We start from the raw sequence: 20,172 nt of genomic DNA, 5'->3' as shown, positions 1-20,172 counted from the left end.
CCCGGTACTCACGATGACAACTTTCGATGATCACCCGGCCGGCGAGATGCGCCACGGCGTCGGCCTGTCCAGTCTTCTCGGCTGTCAGCGCGCGGCGTTCGTGGCGCGCCCGTATCCGACACTCGCCGAGCGGCGCGGCGTGCTGCGTCGTTTGCGCGCGGCGATCCGCGAGCACGCGGGACGGCTCGCGGCGGCGGCGCAATGCGACTTCAGCGAGCGCGCGCACGCCGAGACCATGATGGTCGACGTGCTGCCTTCGGTGCTCCACATCAATCACCTGCTCGGCGGCCTGCGACGCTGGATGAAGTCGTCGCGGCGCCATACGGAGTGGCTGTTCCTCACCAATCGCGCCGCCGTGATGTATCAGCCGAAGGGCGTCGTCGGCATCGTGGTGCCGTGGAATTTTCCGGTCTATCTGGCGCTGGGCCCGCTCGCGACCGCGCTCGCGGCGGGCAATCGCTGCATGGTGAAGACATCGGAGTTCGCGCCGCATACGTCGCACGCGTTGCGCGCGATGCTCGCCGAGGTCTTCGAGGAAGACGAAGTCGCGGTCGTCGAAGGCGACGCCCCCGTGGCGCGGGCGTTCAGCGCGCTGCCGTTCGATCACATCGTCTTCACCGGTTCGCCTGAAGTGGGACGCCACGTGATGCGCGCCGCCGCCGACAATCTCACGCCCGTCACGCTGGAACTCGGCGGGAAGTCGCCCGCGGTGGTGTCGAAGTCCGCCGACCTCGCGGTGGCGGCGCGCCGCATCGCGCATGGGAAGACGGTCAACGCCGGGCAGATCTGCGTGGCGCCGGACTATGCGCTCGTGCCCGAAGGCGAGGAGGGAGCGTTCGCCCGCCACGTGATGGAAGCGGCCGCGCGCATGCATCCGGCGGGCAGCGAGGACTACGCGGCCGTGATCCACGAGCGCGCGTACGAGCGCCAGCAAGCCCTGATTGACGACGCGCGCGCTCACGGCGCGAGTGTCTTCGTCTGCCCGATGCCTTCGGGGGGCCGACGCATGCCGCTTCACGTGGTGCTCGACGTGACGCCCGCGATGCGCATCGCACGCGAGGAGATCTTCGGTCCGATTCTGCCGGTCTTCACCTATCGCACTTTCGAGGCTGCCATCGCGCAGATCCAGGCGGGCACGCGGCCGCTCGCGCTCTATTACTTCGGCCATGACAAGGCGGAGTCCGACGCGTTGCTCAAGCGCACGCACGCCGGCGGCATGACCCTCAACGACTGGGGCTGGCACGTGCTGAACCACGACATGCCGTTCGGCGGCATCGGCGGCTCGGGCATGGGCAACTATCACGGCGAAGAAGGATTTCGCGAGCTGTCGCATGCGAAGTCGGTGTTTTCGGAGCACCGCTGGTTCCCGATCGAGCTGTTTCATCCGCCCTACGGCAACTTCGTGCAGCGGCTGGCATTGCGGATGTTTCTCGGCGCCGCGCCGGCCGCGAACGAAACCGCGCCGGCAGAAGGCGGGTCGCGGCGGCGCAGCAGCCAGCCGTCGTGAACTGAAGGGGCGGAGGGCTCGCGGACAAGAAAGTTTTGAGCGGAGTTCGGCGACGGCGCCATCGAAGCGCCTGACCGATTGCAGGAAGTAGCAATTCAGACACAACTACATCAGGCAGGAGACAAAATGAAGTCGAAGTGGAAAGGAATGGGTCTGGCCGCGCTCGCCGCAGCCGGTGGCACGGCCCACGCGCAATCGTCGGTAACGCTTTATGGCGTCGTCGACGCCGGGTTGATGTACCAGAGCACGTCGGCGGCGTCGTTCAATCCGGCGTCGAGGAATCTCGGCAAGCTGTATCGCTTCAAGGATGCGGGTATCTATTCGAGCAACTTTGGCATGACCGGCACCGAGGACATCGGCGGCGGGTATCGCGTGAACTTCAAGCTGCAAGGCTCGTTCGATCCGGGTAACGGCCGGGCGGGGCTCTCCGACACGCCGGGCGTCTCGGGCGAGTTCAACCAGGTCGCGAGCGTGGGCGTCTCGGGTCCGTTCGGGACGGTGAACCTGGGCCGCCAGATCGCGCCGATCGCGATCGCGATGGGCGAAACCGACGTGCGCGGCGGCCGCTGGTTCGGCAGCATCCTGACCTCGTGGCTCGGCATGAACCAGGCGGCGGGCTGGCCCGGCACGAGCACCAACGGCGCGCTCGGCGCGCTGTACGACAGCAACGCGATCATCTACGAATCGCCGAGTTTCGGCGGCGTGAAGGGCCTGCTGGAATATGCGCCGGGCGGCGTCGCGGGGAGCTTCCAGGGCAACACGCGCGAATCGGCGGTGCTGAAGTATTCGGGCTACGGGTTGCGGCTCTCGGCGGTGTATTACAACGGCCACGACACCAACCCCGCGCCGAACGCGGTGCCGACGGGCTTCGCCAACAATCGCATGTTCTATCTCGGCGCGCTCTACACGTTGCACGACTTCTCGGTGTCGGCGTCGTACAGCAACGGCAAGAATCCGGGGCGCTCGAATCAGGTCAACATCGACATGTTCACGGCGGGTATCGGCTATCTGTTCACACCGGCTTTCCGCGTGACGAGCGGCGTCTACTACCTGAAGGACCGCAACAATTCGGCCAACAAGTCGACCGAAGTCGCGGCGGGCGCCGAATACAGCCTCTCGAAGGCGACGATCGTCTATGGCGAAGTCGGTCACGTCAACAACAAAGGCACGATGACGCAGACGATCGCCTACGGCCAGCCGGTCGCGCCGCGCATGGCGACGACGGCCGTGATGTTCGGCGTGCGGCACCTGTTCTGACCGGCCGCGCCGCTCGCAAGCGGCGCGTCTATTGCGGCGCGGCGGCGGAAGCCGGCGCGCCGCCCGAATCGGCGACGTTCGATACCGCGTCGATGCCGCCGCCCAGCGCGAGATATAGATTCGCGAGTTGCATGCGCTGCTCGCTCTGCACGCGCACGAGGCCCGAACGCGACGACGCGTAGGCAAGCTCCTGTTGCGTCACGGCGAGCAGATCGCCGGACCCCACCTTGTAGCGCACGGTCTGCAAGTCGAAGAGACTCGCGTTGTCCGCGACGGCGCGCGTGAGCAGCCCTTCGCGCTCGTGCAGCGCGGCTTCGGCGGCCAGCGCGTTCTCGACTTCGCCGAACGCCTGTAGCGCGATCTGTCCGTAACTCGCCAGCGCCTGATCCTGTTCGGCCGTCCGGTAGTCCGCCTGTGCCTTCAGCGCGCCGCCGCGAAAGAGCGGCACCAGAATGCCCGCGCCGAGGCTCCAGCTCGGGTTGTCGCGATCCTGGAGCAGAAACAGTTCACTCGATACACTCAGGAGCCCCGCGCTCAGCGTCACGCGCGGCAGCCGCGCGGCGTCGGCCTCGCGCGCGAGGTCGAAGGCGGCCGAAATGCGCCGTTGCGCCGCGATCACATCGGGCCGGCGCTCCAGCAGGTCGGCGGGCACGCCGGAAGGCGGCATCGACGGCAACGGTCCGAGCGCGCCGGGCACGGCCACTTCCGCCGACGGATAGCGGCCGACCAGCAGTTCGAGCGCGCGCAGCGACTGCTCGCGAGCGAGCTTCAACTGGCGAGCGGTATCGCGATAGGTCTGCGTCGCGATCGCCGCGCTCTTCACGTCGATCTGCGAACCGTTGCCCACGCGCAGGCGATGCTGCGCGAGATCGCGGAGTTCGTCGGCGTGCCCGACCATGTCGATGGCGATCGCGTATTGCAGTTGCGCTTCGATCGCGCCGAACCACGCCTTCACGACGAGCGCCGCAATCGACTGCCGCGCGTACTCGGCGTCGGCCTGCGCGGACGCGTACTGGTCCTCCGCCGCGCGGGCGCCGTAACGCACGCGTCCCCAGAGATCGATTTCCCACGACGCGGACAGCAGCCAGCCCTTCAGGCCCGAGCCGTCGCCGCCGAGCTTGCCGCCCGGGCGCGCGAGAAAACTCACCGCAGGATAGAGCTCGCCGCCCGCCACCTTGACGAGCGCGGCCGCTTGCGCGACGCGCGCCGCCGCGACCCGCAGATTCGTGTTGTACGCGATCGCCTCGGCGACGAGCGCGTTCAGCGCCGGATCGCCAAAGGCGTCGATCCAGTCGGCGCGCACGGGGCCCGGCACGGCGCCCTCGGCCGTCCACGCGGGCGGGACGCGCGCGTTGCTCATGCTGTCGCGCTGGACGGCCGCGGCGTCGGGCGGGTCCTTCAGCGCGCAGCCGCTCGTGAACAACAGCAGCGAAAGCGCGGCGAGAGCAAAACGGCGCGTGCGCATGATCACACCTTGAGCACGAGGTAGTTGATATACGCGCCGACGCGGATGATCACCTTGCGCAGAATCTGGATTTCCACGAGATGGTCGGTGTAAACCGCCGCGTGACCGCGCGCGCCGGCGGCGAGGAACACGTCGCGCTCCTTTTCGTCGAGCTGGAGCCGGACCGCGAAGCGCGCGGCCGGGGTCGGCTCGTTGCCCGTGATCGGCAGCGTGCCGCTCGGCGTGAGCTGGCCTTGTCCCTGCGCCCACACGACCGACACGACGCGCGCCTTCAGTACCTTGCCGGGAATCGTCTTGAGCGCGATTTCGGCCTCGTCGCCGGGCACGACCATGCGCAGTTCGTTCTGGTCGAAGAGCGCGATCACCTGATAGTCATCCTCGACGAAGCTCATCGCCGGGTTCTGCAGCAACGGCGTCACGATCGACCCGGGCCGCAGTTGCAGATTGATCGCGACGCCGTTGGCTGGCGCGATGACCGTCGTCTGCAAAAGGTCCCATTTCGCCGATTCGAGCTGTGCGCGGATCTGCGCGACTTCGGCCTGATCGTTGTCGACGGTCGCGCCCAGCACTGCGCGCACCTGCGCTTCCTGGGCGCGCGCGGCGGCGAGGTCGGCTTGAAACGACTTCAGGTTCGTCTCGGCCTGTTCGAGCGCGAAGCGGTCACCGGCGCCGTGCTCGACGAGTTGCCGGTTCTCCACCACGCGCCGCTTCGCAAGATCGATCTGCGCGCGCACGGCGTCGCTTTTCGCGGTCGCCGCCGAGAGGTCCTCGTTGAGCTTGCGCGCCGAGCCCTGCGCGTTGACGAGCTGCGCTTCGAGCGCCTTAACCTGCAGGTTGAACGGCGTCGGATCGATCCTGAAGAGCACGTCGCCCTTCTTGATGGGCTTGTTCCCCGCGATCGGCACGTCGATCACGCGGCCGCGCACCTGCGGCACGATCTGCACGACATAGCGGATCACGCGCACGTCTTCCGAGGCGGGCGCGACGATATTGAGCGTCAGGATGAGCACGGTGAGCCCGATGATCGGCAGCACAATCGTGATCGAACCCGTGACGATATTCCACGGCAGCCATCTGAACTTGCCGAAGATCAGCCACGCAATGAACGCGTAAAAGGCGAGGAGGAGGAGTTCCATCAGGCATCTCCTTTCCGCTCGTCACCGCGTGCGACGTCGTGCGGGCGTGGCGGCGGCGCGCTCGGCTGCAGCGCTTCGAGTTCGTCGCGCACGCGTTGCAGCTCGGGCGGCAGGATGCGCCGGGCGGCGATGCTGTCGAGTTCGCCGAGGACATAGCCGAGCTCGTCGGACGGCAGTTCGCCGCGCCGCGCCAGGTCCCGCGCGTGCAAGAAGTAGTCGTCGTGCTTGTCGGTGCCGTAGGCCATCCGGTAGCCGAGCGGCTTGAAGTAGGTCCAGAGCCACGCGATCGGCCAAAGCAGGCCGCCGAACACGAGCGAGAGGAAGCACAGCATCTGGATCGCGTCCTTCTGCGGATGGTGGCGCTTCTCCGCGATCTTCTCGGGCAGCACGTGAATCATCAGCAGGATCGCGACGGCCGCGACCGGCACGACGCAAATGACGAAAATGGCGAGCCAGTCGGCGATCTTGTCGATGGTCTCGCTGGACGCGTGCGCGGCGGCGACGCGCGGAAGAAAGACCACGACGCTGGCTAAGCAGACGAGGTTCAGTCTCATGGTCGTGCAAACCTCCCGGACAACTTTCTTTGCGTCGCACCGGTATGCGATGCCGGCTGGAATTTCGGTTTTCGGTTCAATCCGAAGACTTTGCGAACGACGTGTTCGATTCATTGGATTTAATATCAATAACACAGATTACGTGTGCGTCAAATGGAAAATGAGCGTGCCGGAATTAGGTTCTAAACGCCGATGGCGCGTGCCTTTCCGTATATAGCGGACGGTTCCTCAAAAAATCCGCGCTGATTATTAGCTTTAACGACGGCGGCAACTCGGGACTGCTATTTTACGTCCTACGATTTGGAGAGCCGGAGTAAAGCTGCGTTTATACTCGCCCTTTTCAGGCAGTAGGCAGCATTATCGTTGCGTAATAAGAAATGTTGAATTCCGCAGTGACCGTGCACCTAGATTGCTTCGTTTTTGCGAACATCCCTGTTGCCGGTCCGAAAATTTCGTCGATGTCTTTTGTAAGCAATAACCGAAAAAACTGCCCGGAAAAGTTGAATAGTCCAAATCGTGCGCCTAAGATAAATCGGCTATAGTCGAACAAATACGGACCGGAGACCCTTGTCATGCCAAACGCCGCAACGTTTCGCCCGGTCGTTTCATTATTCGCACCACGGAAAATCGGGTAAATGTGCCGGTTCCGACGTTTCGTATCCGTGCACACAGAGTGCATTGGATGCTTTTACTTCAACTATTCCACCATTTTGTTTACCATGTAATTCGCTGCCTGAAAACAGCCCAAAAGGAGTGCGTATGTCATGGCTTACCGCAACACTACGCAGTTATCCGGAAATCGCCATCTTTCTGTCGCTTGGGATAGGGTATTGGGTAGGCGGCAAGAGTTATCGCGGATTTAGTCTCGGCGCCGTCACCGCGACGCTGCTTGCGGCAATTGCGATCGGGCAACTCGGAATTACGATCTCCCCGAACGTCAAATCCGTTTTCTTTCTGATGTTTCTGTTTGCGGTCGGCTATGGCGTCGGCCCGCAGTTCGTGCGCGGCATCGCGAAGGACGGCGTGCCGCAGGCGCTTTTCTCGGTCGTGCAGTGCGTGCTCTGCCTCGCGGCGCCCTTCGCGGCCGCGAAGCTCGCGGGTTACTCCGTCGGTTCGGCCGCCGGACTCTTCGCGGGTTCGCAGACCATCTCGGCCTCGATGGGCCTCGCCACCGACGCCATCAACCGGATCGGCCTGCCACCCGGCGAAACCAAGGCGCTGCTCGACGCGATGCCAACCGCCTACGCGGTCACGTACATCTTCGGCACGATCGGCTCGGCGATCATCCTCGCGACGCTCGGCCCCTTGCTGCTGCGCATCGACCTGGTCGCCGCCTGCAAGGAATACGAGGCGACGCTCGGCGGCAAGGAAGAAGTCGGCGGCGCGGGTCAGGCGTGGCACAAGTACGAGTTGCGCGCGTACCGGATTGCCGACGGCGCGCCGATGGTCGGCAAGTCGGTGGGACAGGCGGAAGCCAGCGCACCGGGGGGCGCGCGGCTTTTCATCGAACGCATCCGGCGCGGGGGCACCGTACAGGACGCGAAGCTCGACGATGTGCTGCAGGCCGGCGACATCGTCGCGGTCGGCGGACGTCGCGAACAGCTCGTCGACATCGTCGGGCCGCGCGGCGCCGAGGTCGACGATCCCGAACTGCTCGCGGTGCCGGCCGAAGGCGTCGACGTCTATATCACGAGCAAGGCCGTGGACGGCAAGACGCTGACGGAACTCGCCACGCTGCCGGCGGCGCGCGGCGTGTTCCTGCGCAAGATCAAGCGCGGCGCCACCGAAACGCAGATCCCGGTGCTGCCGAGCACCAAGCTGTATCGCGGCGACACCGTGACGCTCGTCGGCCGCACGCAGGACACGACGGCGGCCGCGAAAGCGCTCGGCGTGATCGACCGGCCGTCGAGTGCGGCGGACATCGCGTTCGTCGGCTTCGCGATCACGCTCGGCGCGCTGATCGGCGCGGTGGTCATCAAGGTCGGCGCGGTCCCGATCACGCTCTCCACGGCGGGCGGCGCGCTGATCGCGGGCATCGTGTTCGGCTGGCTGCGCGCGATCCATCCGACCTTCGGCCGCATTCCCGAGCCGACCATCTGGTTCATGAATTCCGTGGGCCTGAACGTGTTCATCGCGGTGGTCGGCATCACGGCGGGGCCCGGCTTCGTCGCGGGATTGCAGCAACTGGGCGTGAGCCTGTTCCTGTGGGGCATCTTCGCGACCACGGTGCCGCTCATCCTCGGCATGTTCATCGCGAAGTACGTGTTCAAGTTTCATCCGGCGCTCCTGCTCGGCATCTGCGCGGGCTCGCGCACGACCACCGCGGCGCTCGGCATGATCTGCGATGCCGCGAAGAGCCAGGTGCCCGGTCTCGGCTATACGGTCACCTACGCGGTCGGCAACACGCTGCTCACGATCTGGGGGATGGTGATCGTGATGATGCTCACCTAGCGTGGTGCATCGACGCAGCGCGATTCACCCGTTCATCGAATTCGATTCTTGCAGTTCCACCCTAATCTGGAGGTGTTGGATGGCAAAGTCAGAGAAGTCAGCAAAGTCGGGCAAGGCAGACTCCGCGCCGGGCATCGCGGCCGATTCGAAGATGGCGTCGTTGAGCCCGTTCGAACTGAAGGACGAACTCATCAAGGCGGCGGGCGGCGGCGCGGTGGATCGCCCGGCGAACCTGTCGATGCTCAACGCCGGCCGCGGCAATCCGAATTTCCTCGCGACGATTCCGCGTCACGGCTTCTGGCAGCTCGGCCTCTTCGCGATGCGCGAATCGGAGCGCTCGTTCGCGCACATGCCCGAAGGGCTCGGCGGCTTTCCGAAGCGCGAAGGGCTGGTAGAGCGCTTCGAGATCTTCGCGCGCGACAACAAGGGCGTGCCGGGCATCGACTTTCTGCGCGGCGTGGTGTCGTATGTGCGCGACCAGATGGGCCTCTCGGCCACCGACTTCCTCTATGAGATGTGCGAGGGCATCCTGGCATCGAACTATCCGGTGCCGGACCGGATGCTCAAGCTCTCGGAAGTCATCGTCGCGCAGTATCTGCGGCGCGAGATGATCGGCTCGTATCCGTTCATCGGCGAGTTCGACGTGTTCGCCGTCGAAGGCGGCACGGCCGCGATGACGTACATCTTCAACACGATGCGCGAGAACCATCTGATCAAGCCCGGTGACACCATCGCGCTCGGCACGCCGATCTTCACGCCGTACATCGAAATCCCGCGCCTGAACGACTACCGGCTGAACGTCGTCAATCTCGAAGCGGACGTCGCGAACGGCTGGCAATACTCGAAGAGCGAACTCGACAAGCTGCGCGACCCGAAGGTGAAGGCGTTCTTCCTCGTGAATCCGAGCAATCCGCCTTCGGTGAAGATGGACACGGAGAGCCTCGAATACATCGCCGACATCGTGAAGGAGCGGCCCGATCTTATCCTCTTGACCGACGACGTCTACGGCACCTTCGCCGACGACTTCGTCTCGCTCTTCGCGCTGTGCCCGAAGAACACGATCCTCGTGTATTCGTATTCGAAGTATTTCGGCGCGACCGGCTGGCGGCTCGGCGCGATCGCGACGCACCGCGAGAACGTGCTCGACAAGCAGATCGCGGCGCTGTCGAAGGAGCAGAAAAGCGAACTGCACGAACGTTACGAGTCGATCACGACGGAGCCGGAGAACCTCAAGTTCATCGACCGCCTGGTGGCCGACAGCCGCACGGTCGCGCTGAACCATACCGCCGGACTCTCGACGCCCCAGCAGGTGCAGATGGTCCTGTTCTCGCTCTTCTCGCTGATGGACACGCCCGACGCCTACAAGAACGCGTTGAAGCGCCTGATCCGCAGCCGCAAGCAGGCGCTCTATCGCGAGATCGGTATCACCTTCGACGACGACGACATCAACAAGGTCGACTACTACACGATCCTCGACCTCGAATTCCTCGGCGAGCGCGCGTATGGACGCGAATTCGTCGAGTGGCTCATCAAGAACACGAAGACGTCGGAAATGCTGTTCCGGCTCGCGAAGGACGCGCGCGTCGTGCTCCTGCCGGGACGCGGCTTCGGTACGCAGCATCCGTCGGGGCGCGTGTCGCTCGCGAATCTCAATGAGAGCGACTACATGAAGATCGGCCGCGCGATCCGCACGCTGCTCGGCGAGTACGTGGAGCGCTACAACGCCGAAACCGGCAAGAAGCTCGACAGGAGCAAGGTGCTCTGACTTGCATCCTCCACAGGAGAAGCAAATGACCACATCGATGGACAAAGTCACGCCTTACGACGAGTTCAACCTCCCGATACCCGAGGACGAGTTTCCGCAGTCGGGCATCTCGGCGCGCGCGGCCGCCGCGCTCGTCGTCAGCGAGGAATGGACCGACACCAATCCGATGCTGAACATGTCGTCGTTCGTCACGACCTTCGCGGAGCCGGAAGCGGTCGAGGTCGCGAAGCGCAACATGTACAAGAACTACATCGACCATGACATGTATCCGCAAGTCTTCGCGATGGAAACGCGGATGGTGAAGTGGCTGCATCAGCTATGGAACGGCCCGAAGGGCGTCGAGCCTTATGGCACGGCGACGATCGGCTCGTCGGAGGCGTGCATGCTCGCGGGCCTCGCGCACAAGTGGAACTGGCGTCAGGCGCGCGAGAAGGCGGGCAAGGACGCGACGCGCCCGAACATGGTGACGGGCGGCAACGTGCAGATCGTCTGGAAGAAGTTCCTGCGCTACTTCGACGTCGAACCGCGCATCGTGCCGCTCAAGCCGGGCAACTATCGGCTGAGCGCCGAGCATCTCGACAAGTTCGTCGACGAGAACACGATCGCCGTGGTCGCGATCGCGGGCCAGACCTTCACCGGCGAGGACGACGACATCCAGGAAATCCACGACTGGCTCGACGCCTACGAGAAGAAGACGGGCATCTCGATCCCGATGCATATCGACGGCGCGTCCGGCGGCTTCGTGAATCCGTTCCTGTATCCCGACTACAAGTGGGACTTCCGGCTGCCGCGCGTGCAGTCGATCAACGCGTCGGGGCACAAGTTCGGCCTCACGCCGCCGGGTCTCGGCTGGGTCGTGTTCCGTGAACGCAAGGTGTTCAACGAAGACCTGATCTTCTACGTCAACTATCTGGGTGGCGAGATGCCCACGGCGACGCTCAACTTCAGCCGCAACGCCGCGCCGATCGCCGTGCAGTACTACCAGTTCCTGCGGCTCGGCTTCGACGGCTACAAGCGCGGCATGACGCACACGCTGAACAACGCCGTGGCGCTGCGCAACGCGCTCGTCGAAAGCGGCTACTTCACGATCATGAACGAGACGCAGCGCATTCCGGTGGTGGCCGTCACGCTCGATCCGAAGGTGAAGAACTTCAACGAGTTCGACGTCTCGAACAAGGTGCGCGAGAAGGGCTGGGTGCTGTCGGCGTATTCGATGCCGCCCGATGCGCAGGAAGTGAGAAGCCTGCGCGTGGTCGTGCGGCCGCACATCAACCACAACGTCGCGATGATTCTGGCGCGGGACATCATCGGCGCGTGCAAGTATCTGGAGCAGCACGGCGGCAGCGCGACCGCGCCGACGCTGCATGGCCACGCCGACGAAAAGACCACGGCGGCGAAGTGCTGATACGGCGCGTCCGCTCGCAATCTCGCTGTTGACGGTTAAGCGGACGCGCGCACGACTCGAAGAGAGAACACCATGGGCAAGGGCAAAGGAAACAGGCACGAGACCGAAGCCAGCGACGAAACCGAAGCAGAAGCCCCGATGTCGAACAAGGCCTACGACAAGGAGCTTGCACGGCTGCACGTTGAACTGGTGAAGCTTCAGGAATGGGTCGTGCAGACGGGCGCGAAGATCTGCATCGTCTTCGAGGGACGCGACGGCGCGGGCAAGGGCGGCACGATCAAGGCGATCACCGAACGCGTGAGCCCGCGCGTGTTTCGCGTGATCGCCCTGCCTGCGCCGACCGATCGCGAGAAGAGCCAGATGTACGTGCAGCGTTACCTGCCGCATCTGCCGGCCGCGGGCGAGATCGTGATTTTCGATCGGAGCTGGTACAACCGCGCGGGCGTCGAGCGCGTGATGGGCTTTTGCACGAAGGAACAGTGCGAATCGTTTCTGAAAGGGGTGCCGCTCGTCGAACGGGCGATCGTCGAATCGGGGGTCACGCTCATCAAGTACTGGCTCGAAGTGAGCGAAGAAGAGCAGACGCGGCGGCTACAGGCGCGCATCCACGACGGGCGCAAGGTCTGGAAGCTCTCGCGCATGGACCTGGATTCGTATAGCCGCTGGTACGACTACTCCCGCGCGCGCGACGACATGTTCGCCGCCACCGACACCGATTTCGCGCCCTGGTTCGTCGCGCGTTCCAACAGCAAGAAGCGCGTGCGGCTCAACATCATCACGCATCTGCTGAAAAGCATTCCCTATGAAGCGATGCCGCGGCCCAGGATCACGCTGCCGAAGCGGCAGGCGCCGAAGGGCTATCACGAACCGGATTTTCCGTACAGGTACGTGCCGGAGACGTTCTGAGCCACGCCGCCCGCCGACGCACCGGCGCTCTACGTCCCCGATCTTTCTGGATGGGCCGAGTCATGGCGCAGCAATCGCCGGATCATGCCTCACGCGCCACGCAGGGCATCGTGCCCGACTGGATCGCCCACTACCGCATGGCGTGGGCGAAGCCCGACCTGATCGCGGGACTGACGGCCTCCGCCGTCGTGATTCCAAAGGCGCTCGCCTACGCGACGGTCGCGGGCCTGCCCGTGCAGATCGGCCTCTACACCGCCTTCGTGCCGATGGTGATCTACGCGCTCTTCGGAACATCGAGGCCGCTCAGCGTCAGCACGACCACGACACTCGCGATCCTCGTCGCCTCGGCGCTCGGCCGCGCGGTGCCGGACGGCGACGCCGCCCAGCTCGTGACCGCGACGGTGACTGTGACGGCGCTCGTCGGCGTGATTCTCTTGCTGGCGTCGCTGCTGCGGCTCGGGTTTCTCGCGAACTTCATCTCCGAGCCGGTGCTGGTCGGGTTCAAGGCGGGAATCGCGGTCGTCATCGTCGTCGATCAGATTCCGAAGCTCCTTGGCATTCACTTCGCCAAAGGCTCGTTCTTTCACAACCTGCTGGCGATCGCGCAGGGCATCCCGCATGCCTCCATGACGACGATCGCCGTCGGCGCCGCGACGGCTGCCGCGTTGCTCGCGTTCGAGCGCTTCACGCCGCGTCTGCCGGCGCCGCTCGTCGCGGTGGCGGCGGCGATCGCGGGCGTGAGCCTGCTCGGGTTGCAGGCGCACGGCGTCGAAACGGTCGGCCATGTTCCGACCGGACTGCCGACGCTGACGATGCCCGATCTCGCGCTCGTCGAGATGCTCTGGCCCGTCGCGCTCGGCACTGCGCTGATGAGTTTCACGGAGACCATCGCGGCGGGGCGCGCGTTCGTGCGCGAGGGCGAGCCGACGCCGCGCGCGAACCGGGAACTGTTCGCGACGGGCCTCGCGAATCTCGCGGGCGCGTTCACCGGCGTGATGCCCGCCGGCGGCGGCACGACACAGACGGCGGTCAATCGCAGCGCGGGCGCGGTCACGCAGGCGGCGGAACTCGTGACGGCCGCCGTCGCGCTCGGCTCGATGCTGCTGCTCGCACCGCTGATCGGCCTGATCCCGCAGGCGACGCTGGGCGCCGTCGTCATCGTGTACTCGGTCGGCCTCTTCGATCCCGCCGAGTTTCGCGCGATCGTGAGAATCCGTCGCACGGAGCTCGTGTGGGCGCTGGTCGCGCTGGCGGGCGTCGTGCTGCTCGGCACGTTGCAGGGAATTGTCGTGGCGATCGTCGTGTCGCTCGTGGCGCTCGCGTACCAGGTGTCGAATCCGCCTGTCTACGTGCTGCTGAGGAAGCCGGGCACCAACGTGTTCCGGCCGTCGTCGGCGGCGCACCCGGGCGACGATGCCATTCCCGGCATGCTGGTGCTGCGGCCGGAAGGCCGCATCTTCTTCGCCAACGCAGAGCTCGTCGGGCAGAAGATGCGCGCGTTCATCGAAGAGGCCGCGCCGCGCGTCGTGGTGCTGGATCTCGGCGGCGTGTTCGACATCGAATACACCGCGCTCAAGATGCTCACGCAGGCCGAGGCGCACTTTCGCCAGGTGGGCGTGTCGCTGTGGCTGGTCGGGCTGAATCCGGGTGTGCTGGAGATGGTGCAGCGTTCGCCGCTCGGCGCAACGCTCGGCCGGGAACGCATGTTCCACAACCTCGACCAGGCGGTCGATTTTCACCGGCGTGCGGCTTCAGCGGACGGCGTCCGATGAGCGCACATGGATTTGCGGCCCCCGGACGCATTGCCTACTATGAGTTCACGAGGTCCGTGAGCAACGTCATGGCTCGGCCGATCAACAGGAGTTTTGCGATGGCACGTCTTTTTCTCGGCAACCTCGACCCCGATACGTCCGACGACGAAATCCGCGAGTTCCTCGCGAAGTACGGCTTTCCGCCTTTCGACGAGATCGAGCGCGCGCCCGGCGAAGGCTCGCGCCCGGCCGCGGTGCTGACCTACCGGAACATCGATCCCAACGCGCTCGGCCAGCTACAGAAGCGCATCCACAGCATGCACTGGAAGAACCGCCCGCTGACCGCGCAAATCCTGCGCGACGGCTTCGCCTGACGCGCGCTACATCAGCGCGCCGACGATGTCGACGAACAGGATCTTCACGATCGTCATGCCGGGAAAGATCATCGCGTAGCCGATGTCGGGGCGCTCGGTCGGACCGAGCTTGTTCGCGAACGCGAGGATCGCCGGATTGCCGCACGCGCCCGCGACGATGCCTGCCACTTCGTCGAAGGGCATGCGGTACACGACGAGCCCGAGCACCAGCACCGGCACCGCCAGCGCGAGCAGCACGATCGCGCCGAGACCGAGCATCAGCAAGCCCGTCTCGGTGACAGTCGCCGCGAACTTCGGCCCCGACGCCATCCCGACCTGCGCGAGAAAGAGCGTGAGACCGAGGTTGCGCATCACGAGGTTGGCGGAAAGCGGGATCGTCCAGTTCATGCCGCCGGTGCGCCGCAGCCGCCCCAGCACGAGCGCGACGATCAGCACGCCCGAGAGCCCCAGCGCGAGCTTGCCGATGCCCGGCAGCGGAATCTGCACCGCGCCGAGCAGAAAGCCGAGCGCCATGCCGAGGCCGATCGAGATGTAGCTGAACTCGGCCGTGCCCTTGATCGAATCGCCGAAATACTTGCGCAGCGCCGGAAAATCGCTGCGATTGGCGAGCAGGCCGATTCGGTCGCCGAATTCGAGCACGAGTTCGGGGCCCGGCAGGATGTCGGCGTCGCCGCGGCGCACCTGCGCGACGATCGACGCCTTGTCGCCCGGCAGTTGCAGATCGCCGAGCGGCCGGCCGACCACGGTCGCGCGCGACGCAAAAATGCGGATGTAGTCGAGATCGCTGCGATCCCGGGTGACGCGGCCCGGCGCCGCCACGCCCAGGACTTCGCGCGCGCGGTCGAGCGTCGCCTGGCTCGGCCCGACGGCGAGCAGGACGTCGTTTTCGCCGATCACGATGGCGGGCGTCGCCGGTTCGTTGCGGTGCGCCGAGCGGCGCGCGACGATCTGCACGTCGGCGGGGAGCAGCGGGGTCACGTCGCCGAGCGTCTTGCCGAAGAGCGCCGGATTGGCGAGCGCGATCTCGACGTATTCGAGGCCCGCGCCCGCCGCCATGTCGATCGTCGGCTTCTTCAGCATGAACGCGAGATAGAGCAGCAGGATCGGCCCGGCGACGCCGAACGGATAGGAGACCGAGTAGCCGACGGCGGCGTCGTCGTTGCCGAGCGTCGCGATGGTCGCCTGCAGCGCCGCCGTGCTCGTGCCCGATCCCGCGAAGAGGCCGAGCGCGTACCCGAGTTTCAGATTCATCGCGTGCTGGATGACGATGCTCGCGACGCCGGCCACCAGCACGCCGACGAGCGCGATCAGGTTGGCGCGGCGCCCGTTCGCGCTCGTCAGGCCGAGGAAGAACTGCTTGCCGTACTGGACGCCCACCGTATAGAGAAAGAGCGCAAGCCCGAGCGTGCCGATCATCGGTGCCGGCGCCGCCTTGGGCGCGAACCAGCCGACCCCGAGCGCGACGAAGAGCACGGCGCCCACGCCGAGCGAAAAGCCCTTGATATTGATTTCGCCGACGAGATAGCCGATTGCGATGGTGAGGAACACGGCCATCAGCGGCTGCTGTTCGAGTAGCGTTCTGACGAATTCCACGTCTCACCTCGCTTTTTATCGGGCGTTGTCCGCCTTCATGATAGGTGGCTTTATCGACGGTGGACGGGATGGTTCAGGCGCCGGCGCTCGGCGAGGCTGGTTGGGTCGGACGATGCAACGCGTGACGTCGCGTGTTTCGCGCGCTGCGGCGCGCGCCGACGGAATCGCGGCTTCGACGCTCGTCACGCGTGCGCGACCGGCGCCGAAGCCGCGAGACTGTTGCTGCGCTTACCGGCCGACCTCGCGGATCGTGATCGCGTTTTTCACCGATGTCACGCCGGGTACGCTTTTGGCGGCCTCCGTCGCTTTCTCGATCTGCGAGTTGTCGGGCACGGTGCCCGCGAGCGTCACCGCGCCGTCGCGCACGCGAACATTGATGTTCGACGAAGTCAGACCCTTCGTCTTCGTCATCGCCCGCCGCACTTCCTTGGAAAGCGCCTTGTTCGACGCCTTCGACGATTTCGCGGTGGGCGCCGCGGCTGCGTCGCTCGACTGCGCGTGAGCGCTGATGGACGCAACGCCGATCGACGCCATGACGACGAGAACGCCAGCCGCCAATTTGAGTGGTTTCAGTGCATTTTTCACTGCGATTCTCCTTTGACGAAATCTTCAAATGGCCCGGACGACGACACTGCGCGGGCACGCAATCGGCACGGCTGCGGTATTGCGGTGGTGCGGTGGTGCGACTCCCCTGAAGCGGGCGCTGTCGAGGCCCGCCGAAACGGTTGTGGGATTCCGCGCGCTTCGGGCGCGATGCCTGCACGCGGTGGACGGGCGAACCCTGCGGGTGCGCTGCCAAGAAAGATACGCCGATCCAAAAGAAGTTGTAAGACAGTTCTGCGAACTTCTTGTCGGCGAAAGGCGGGGGAATGCGGGGAATTTAAACGAACGGACGGTCGTGGCGAGCGCATCAGGGTGCGCTCCAGGCCGGCGGCCGACGCATCACGGGCGTATTGGATTGCGCGTCGCCGGGCGTGTCGGACGCCGCGCAATTCGTGGGTCGCTACAGCGCCCGGCCGACAATCAGCGAATCGACGGGGCCGATCGTCTTCATATCGCGGTTCGCATACGGCAGCTTGTGCAGCAGATAACGCATGGCGTTCAGGCGCGCGCGCTTCTTGCAATCGGAGCGAATGACAGTCCAGGGAGAATCGGCGGTATCGGTTCGGGCGAACATGTCTTCCTTCGCTTGCGTGTATGCGTCCCATTTTTCGAGCGAAGCGAGGTCGACGGGACTCAGCTTCCATTGCTTGAGCGGATGGACTTCGCGTTCCTTGAAACGCCGGCGCTGTTCTTCACGGCTCACCGAGAACCAGAATTTGACGACATGGATGCCGCTTCTCACGAGATGCCGTTCGAATTCCGGCACCTGCTGCATGAAGTCGGTGTATTCCTCGTCGGAGCAAAAGCGCATCACGCGCTCGACACCCGCGCGGTTGTACCAGGAGCGGTCGAAGAGCACGATCTCGCCCGCAGTCGGCAGATGCTGCACGTAGCGCTGGAAATACCATTGCGAGCGCTCGGTCGCGGTCGGCTTTTCGAGCGCGACGACTCTCGCGCCGCGCGGATTCAGGTGTTCCATGAAGCGCTTGATCGCGCCGCCCTTGCCGGCGGCGTCGCGTCCCTCGAACAGCACGACGAGACGTTGACCCGTCTCGCGAACCCACGCTTGCAGCTTCAGCAATTCGACCTGCAACTGATACTTCTGCCTTTCGTAATTGCGTCGCGACATCAGATGTCGGTAGGGATATTCGCCATTGCGCCATCCGGAGGCGAGTTCCTCGTCAGGATGACGTGCCACGTTTGCATGCCAGGCATTGGGTTCGCCCGTCAGCAGCTCGGTGCGAAGGAGCGCGGCTTCGTCGGGCGAGAGGCCGGCCATCAGCGTCTTCACGGTCTCGATGAGGCTCGCGGGTTCCTGTGAGGCATGTTTCGCGAGAATGTCCTGCATGCTGCTCGCGACGAGCGCCCCGGCGGCCTCGACTGCATTGCCGACCTCGTCGCGTTGCGCGGCGAGCGGCGAGTTGGTGTGGATGACGTCGCCTTGTTTTACTTTTCTGCGGGTTGGGCCCGTGCGCGTGTATTCGACGGGCGCGGGATGTTCGTGGGCTTGCGTTCGATCTTCCATGTCGTATCCGGCTGGCTTGCGATGCGTCCTCGTTGCGTCGGTGCGATTCGGATGGTCATTCGAAGGCGGCGTGTAGCAACTGCGGACAAGGTTCGACATCTATTTTGTCGCCAGTGCGCGCCGGGATTGTTGATGAATGTCATCCGCGAGGAGGGGACGAACGACGGAACCGGTTAATCAGGAATGCGTATTTTTACCCGCAGATCACGTGTACGGCACACATCGTAGAGGGGATGTAAATGATCCCGCGATGCTTTGAGACGCGAGGGGGGAAGGAACGATTCGGGCTGACGGATGAGCGCGCAAACGGAAAAGGGTTACAGGCTTTCGCCTGTAACCCTTTTGATCTTTGGTAGGCCGTACGGGATTCGAACCTGTGACCAACGGATTAAAAGTCCGCTGCTCTACCAGCTGAGCTAACGACCCAAAGAGCCGAAATTATAGTCATTCGACACGGAATTTGTCAACATCGGCCGGGAACGAATTCATCCGACAAGCACGTGCTCACGCGCTGTCAAAAGAAAGGGCCCGCGGCAAACAAGCAGCGGGCCCTTTCAGCGAGAGGCGCGAATTTCTAAAGAAAAAGCTTCGCTTACTTCACCTGCGACATCCTGCTCTGCGCGGTCTGCGCAGTTTCGGTGCCGCTGTACTGCGAGAGGATCTGTTCCAGCGTCTTCTTCGCAGCCGCTTTCTGGCCCTGTTCGATCTGGTTGTTCGCGATTGCGAGTAACGCTTCGGGCGCTCGCGGATGCGTAGGGTACGTCTTCACCAGGTTCTGCCAGATCGCAGTCGATCCCTTGTAGTCGCGCTCGGCATACAACGCATTGCCGAGCCAGTACTGCGCGGTCGGCTGATACGGGCTCTGCGGATACTTCGCCACGAACGTCTTGAACGACGCCGCGGCGCTCTTGAAGTCACCGGCACGGAACTGATTCGACGCCGCGTTGAACGCTTCCGTCTCGCCCGGCTGCACGGTGCCCTGCATGCCATCGACCGTCTGCTGCTGCGGCTCGAACTTCTTCAGCCGCGCATCGAGATCGGCGTAGTAGTCCTTCTGCTGCTTCTGCAGGGTGGCGACCTGATTGGACAAGTCCTCATTCTGACCTCGAAGCGTCGCGACCTGCTGGTTCAGCTGGTCGAGACGATTCGATTGATCGAGGATCGTGCGTTGGGCTGCGGACAACTGGCTCGTCAGGTTGTCCGATTTCGTGCGCAGGTCGAGCACGGCCTTGCGCGCTTCGTTGTCGTCGAAGACACCCGCATGCGCGGGCGCGCCCGCGAGCGCCGAACCGGCCACACAAACGGCTGCGACGATGCGCAGCGAGGGGAAGCGATACAACATAGGGCGACTCACCCGTGACTGGTTACGTTACTGTTGATAGACGAGGTCGGCGCGGCGGTTCTCGGCCCACGAAGCTTCGTCATGACCCGTCGACGTCGGCTTTTCCTTGCCGAGGCTCACGGCTTCCATCTGCGTATCGGCGACGCCCATCAGCGACATCGCGCGACGCACGGCTTCAGCACGCTTCTGACCCAGCGCGAGGTTGTACTCGCTCGTGCCGCGCTCGTCGGTGTTGCCCTGGATCAGCACGCGCCGCTCCGGATGACCCTTCAGGTACGTCGAGTGTTGCTGGACCAGCGACTGGTATTCGTCCTTGACGGCGTAGCTGTCGAAGTCGAAATAGATGCTGCGCTTGGCGAGCGGGCTGTTCGGATCGTTCAGCGGGTCGACGTTGACCGTCGCCACGGCGTTCGGGTTCGGCTGGTTGGTGCCTGCACCCTTGTTCGCGCCTTCATCGAGCTTGACGCCCGAAGAACAGGCGGCGAGCGCTCCGACCATCGCGATTGCAAAGCCGACACGAAGTTTCGACATCATGGTT

16 protein-coding genes and 1 tRNA gene are annotated in these 20,172 nt (G+C 64.5%); 8 read left to right on the top strand and 9 right to left on the bottom strand.

Annotated features, from left to right (window positions below):
- The first annotated feature begins 13 nt into the window (after positions 1-13).
- The gene (locus tag AWB66_RS14375; RefSeq protein ID WP_235021109.1) at positions 14-1,507 is read left to right on the top strand and encodes a coniferyl aldehyde dehydrogenase; all 1,494 of its coding nucleotides are present in this window, start codon (positions 14-16) and stop codon (positions 1,505-1,507) included.
- 126 nt (positions 1,508-1,633) lie between these two features.
- Positions 1,634-2,764, top strand: a complete 1,131-nt coding sequence (locus tag AWB66_RS14370; RefSeq protein WP_235021108.1) for a porin — start codon at positions 1,634-1,636, stop codon at positions 2,762-2,764.
- Positions 2,765-2,792: 28 nt separating this feature from the next.
- Here AWB66_RS14370 and AWB66_RS14365 read toward each other — a convergent pair whose 3' ends face one another.
- From AWB66_RS14365 to AWB66_RS14355, 3 genes are read right to left on the bottom strand one after another with little or no spacing between them, the layout of a single operon-like run.
- Entirely contained in the window at positions 2,793-4,229 is a 1,437-nt protein-coding gene (locus tag AWB66_RS14365) for an efflux transporter outer membrane subunit (protein ID WP_087630931.1), read from the bottom strand.
- Between the two features lie 2 nt (positions 4,230-4,231).
- A complete protein-coding gene (locus AWB66_RS14360; RefSeq protein WP_087630930.1) occupies positions 4,232-5,365 on the bottom strand; it encodes an HlyD family secretion protein in 1,134 nt (377 codons plus the stop codon).
- Entirely contained in the window at positions 5,365-5,919 is a 555-nt protein-coding gene (locus AWB66_RS14355) for a DUF3302 domain-containing protein (RefSeq protein WP_087630929.1), read from the bottom strand. The genes AWB66_RS14360 and AWB66_RS14355 overlap by 1 nt, the downstream gene beginning before the upstream one ends.
- Before the next feature lie 759 nt (positions 5,920-6,678).
- On the opposite strand from AWB66_RS14355, the gene aspT reads away from it, so the two are divergent.
- The 6 genes from aspT (at position 6,679) to AWB66_RS14325 (ending at position 14,571) form a co-directional block, all read left to right on the top strand.
- Positions 6,679-8,370, top strand: coding sequence for an aspartate-alanine antiporter (gene aspT / locus AWB66_RS14350; protein WP_087630928.1), 1,692 nt, complete (start codon positions 6,679-6,681; stop codon positions 8,368-8,370).
- A 79-nt stretch (positions 8,371-8,449) separates the two neighbouring features.
- Positions 8,450-10,135 carry a bifunctional aspartate transaminase/aspartate 4-decarboxylase gene (locus tag AWB66_RS14345; RefSeq protein WP_087630927.1) on the top strand — a complete coding sequence of 562 codons (1,686 nt, stop codon included), beginning with the start codon at positions 8,450-8,452 and terminating at the stop codon, positions 10,133-10,135.
- Positions 10,136-10,160: 25 nt separating this feature from the next.
- Positions 10,161-11,540, top strand: a complete 1,380-nt coding sequence (locus tag AWB66_RS14340; RefSeq protein WP_087630926.1) for a glutamate decarboxylase — start codon at positions 10,161-10,163, stop codon at positions 11,538-11,540.
- Between the two features lie 138 nt (positions 11,541-11,678).
- The gene (gene ppk2 / locus AWB66_RS14335; RefSeq protein ID WP_235021114.1) at positions 11,679-12,446 is read left to right on the top strand and encodes a polyphosphate kinase 2; all 768 of its coding nucleotides are present in this window, start codon (positions 11,679-11,681) and stop codon (positions 12,444-12,446) included.
- 62 nt (positions 12,447-12,508) lie between these two features.
- Positions 12,509-14,218 carry a SulP family inorganic anion transporter gene (locus AWB66_RS14330; RefSeq protein WP_200818987.1) on the top strand — a complete coding sequence of 570 codons (1,710 nt, stop codon included), beginning with the start codon at positions 12,509-12,511 and terminating at the stop codon, positions 14,216-14,218.
- A 98-nt stretch (positions 14,219-14,316) separates the two neighbouring features.
- Entirely contained in the window at positions 14,317-14,571 is a 255-nt protein-coding gene (locus tag AWB66_RS14325; protein WP_087630924.1) for an RNA-binding protein, read from the top strand.
- A gap of 6 nt (positions 14,572-14,577) precedes the next feature.
- Here AWB66_RS14325 and AWB66_RS14320 read toward each other — a convergent pair whose 3' ends face one another.
- The 6 genes from AWB66_RS14320 to pal all read right to left on the bottom strand — a co-directional run bounded on the left by AWB66_RS14320 (position 14,578) and on the right by pal (position 20,168).
- Entirely contained in the window at positions 14,578-16,164 is a 1,587-nt protein-coding gene (locus tag AWB66_RS14320) for an aspartate:alanine exchanger family transporter (RefSeq protein ID WP_087630923.1), read from the bottom strand.
- 228 nt (positions 16,165-16,392) lie between these two features.
- Entirely contained in the window at positions 16,393-16,698 is a 306-nt protein-coding gene (locus tag AWB66_RS14315; RefSeq protein ID WP_087630963.1) for a BON domain-containing protein, read from the bottom strand.
- A gap of 469 nt (positions 16,699-17,167) precedes the next feature.
- Complete coding sequence (gene ppk2 / locus AWB66_RS14310) at positions 17,168-18,292, bottom strand: polyphosphate kinase 2 (protein WP_087630922.1); 1,125 nt, start codon at positions 18,290-18,292, stop codon at positions 17,168-17,170.
- Positions 18,293-18,642: 350 nt separating this feature from the next.
- Positions 18,643-18,718, bottom strand: a tRNA-Lys gene (locus AWB66_RS14305).
- Between the two features lie 166 nt (positions 18,719-18,884).
- Positions 18,885-19,634, bottom strand: a complete 750-nt coding sequence (gene ybgF / locus AWB66_RS14300; protein ID WP_087630921.1) for a tol-pal system protein YbgF — start codon at positions 19,632-19,634, stop codon at positions 18,885-18,887.
- Positions 19,635-19,661: 27 nt separating this feature from the next.
- Positions 19,662-20,168, bottom strand: coding sequence for a peptidoglycan-associated lipoprotein Pal (gene pal, locus AWB66_RS14295; RefSeq protein WP_087630920.1), 507 nt, complete (start codon positions 20,166-20,168; stop codon positions 19,662-19,664).
- Positions 20,169-20,172: the final 4 nt, after the last annotated feature.

The sequence above is a fragment of the Caballeronia telluris genome, from assembly GCF_001544495.1.
Taxonomy (GTDB): domain Bacteria; phylum Pseudomonadota; class Gammaproteobacteria; order Burkholderiales; family Burkholderiaceae; genus Caballeronia; species Caballeronia telluris.
The sequence above is the reverse complement of the archived record's forward strand: the minus strand, read 5'-3'. Positions and strand labels throughout refer to the sequence as shown.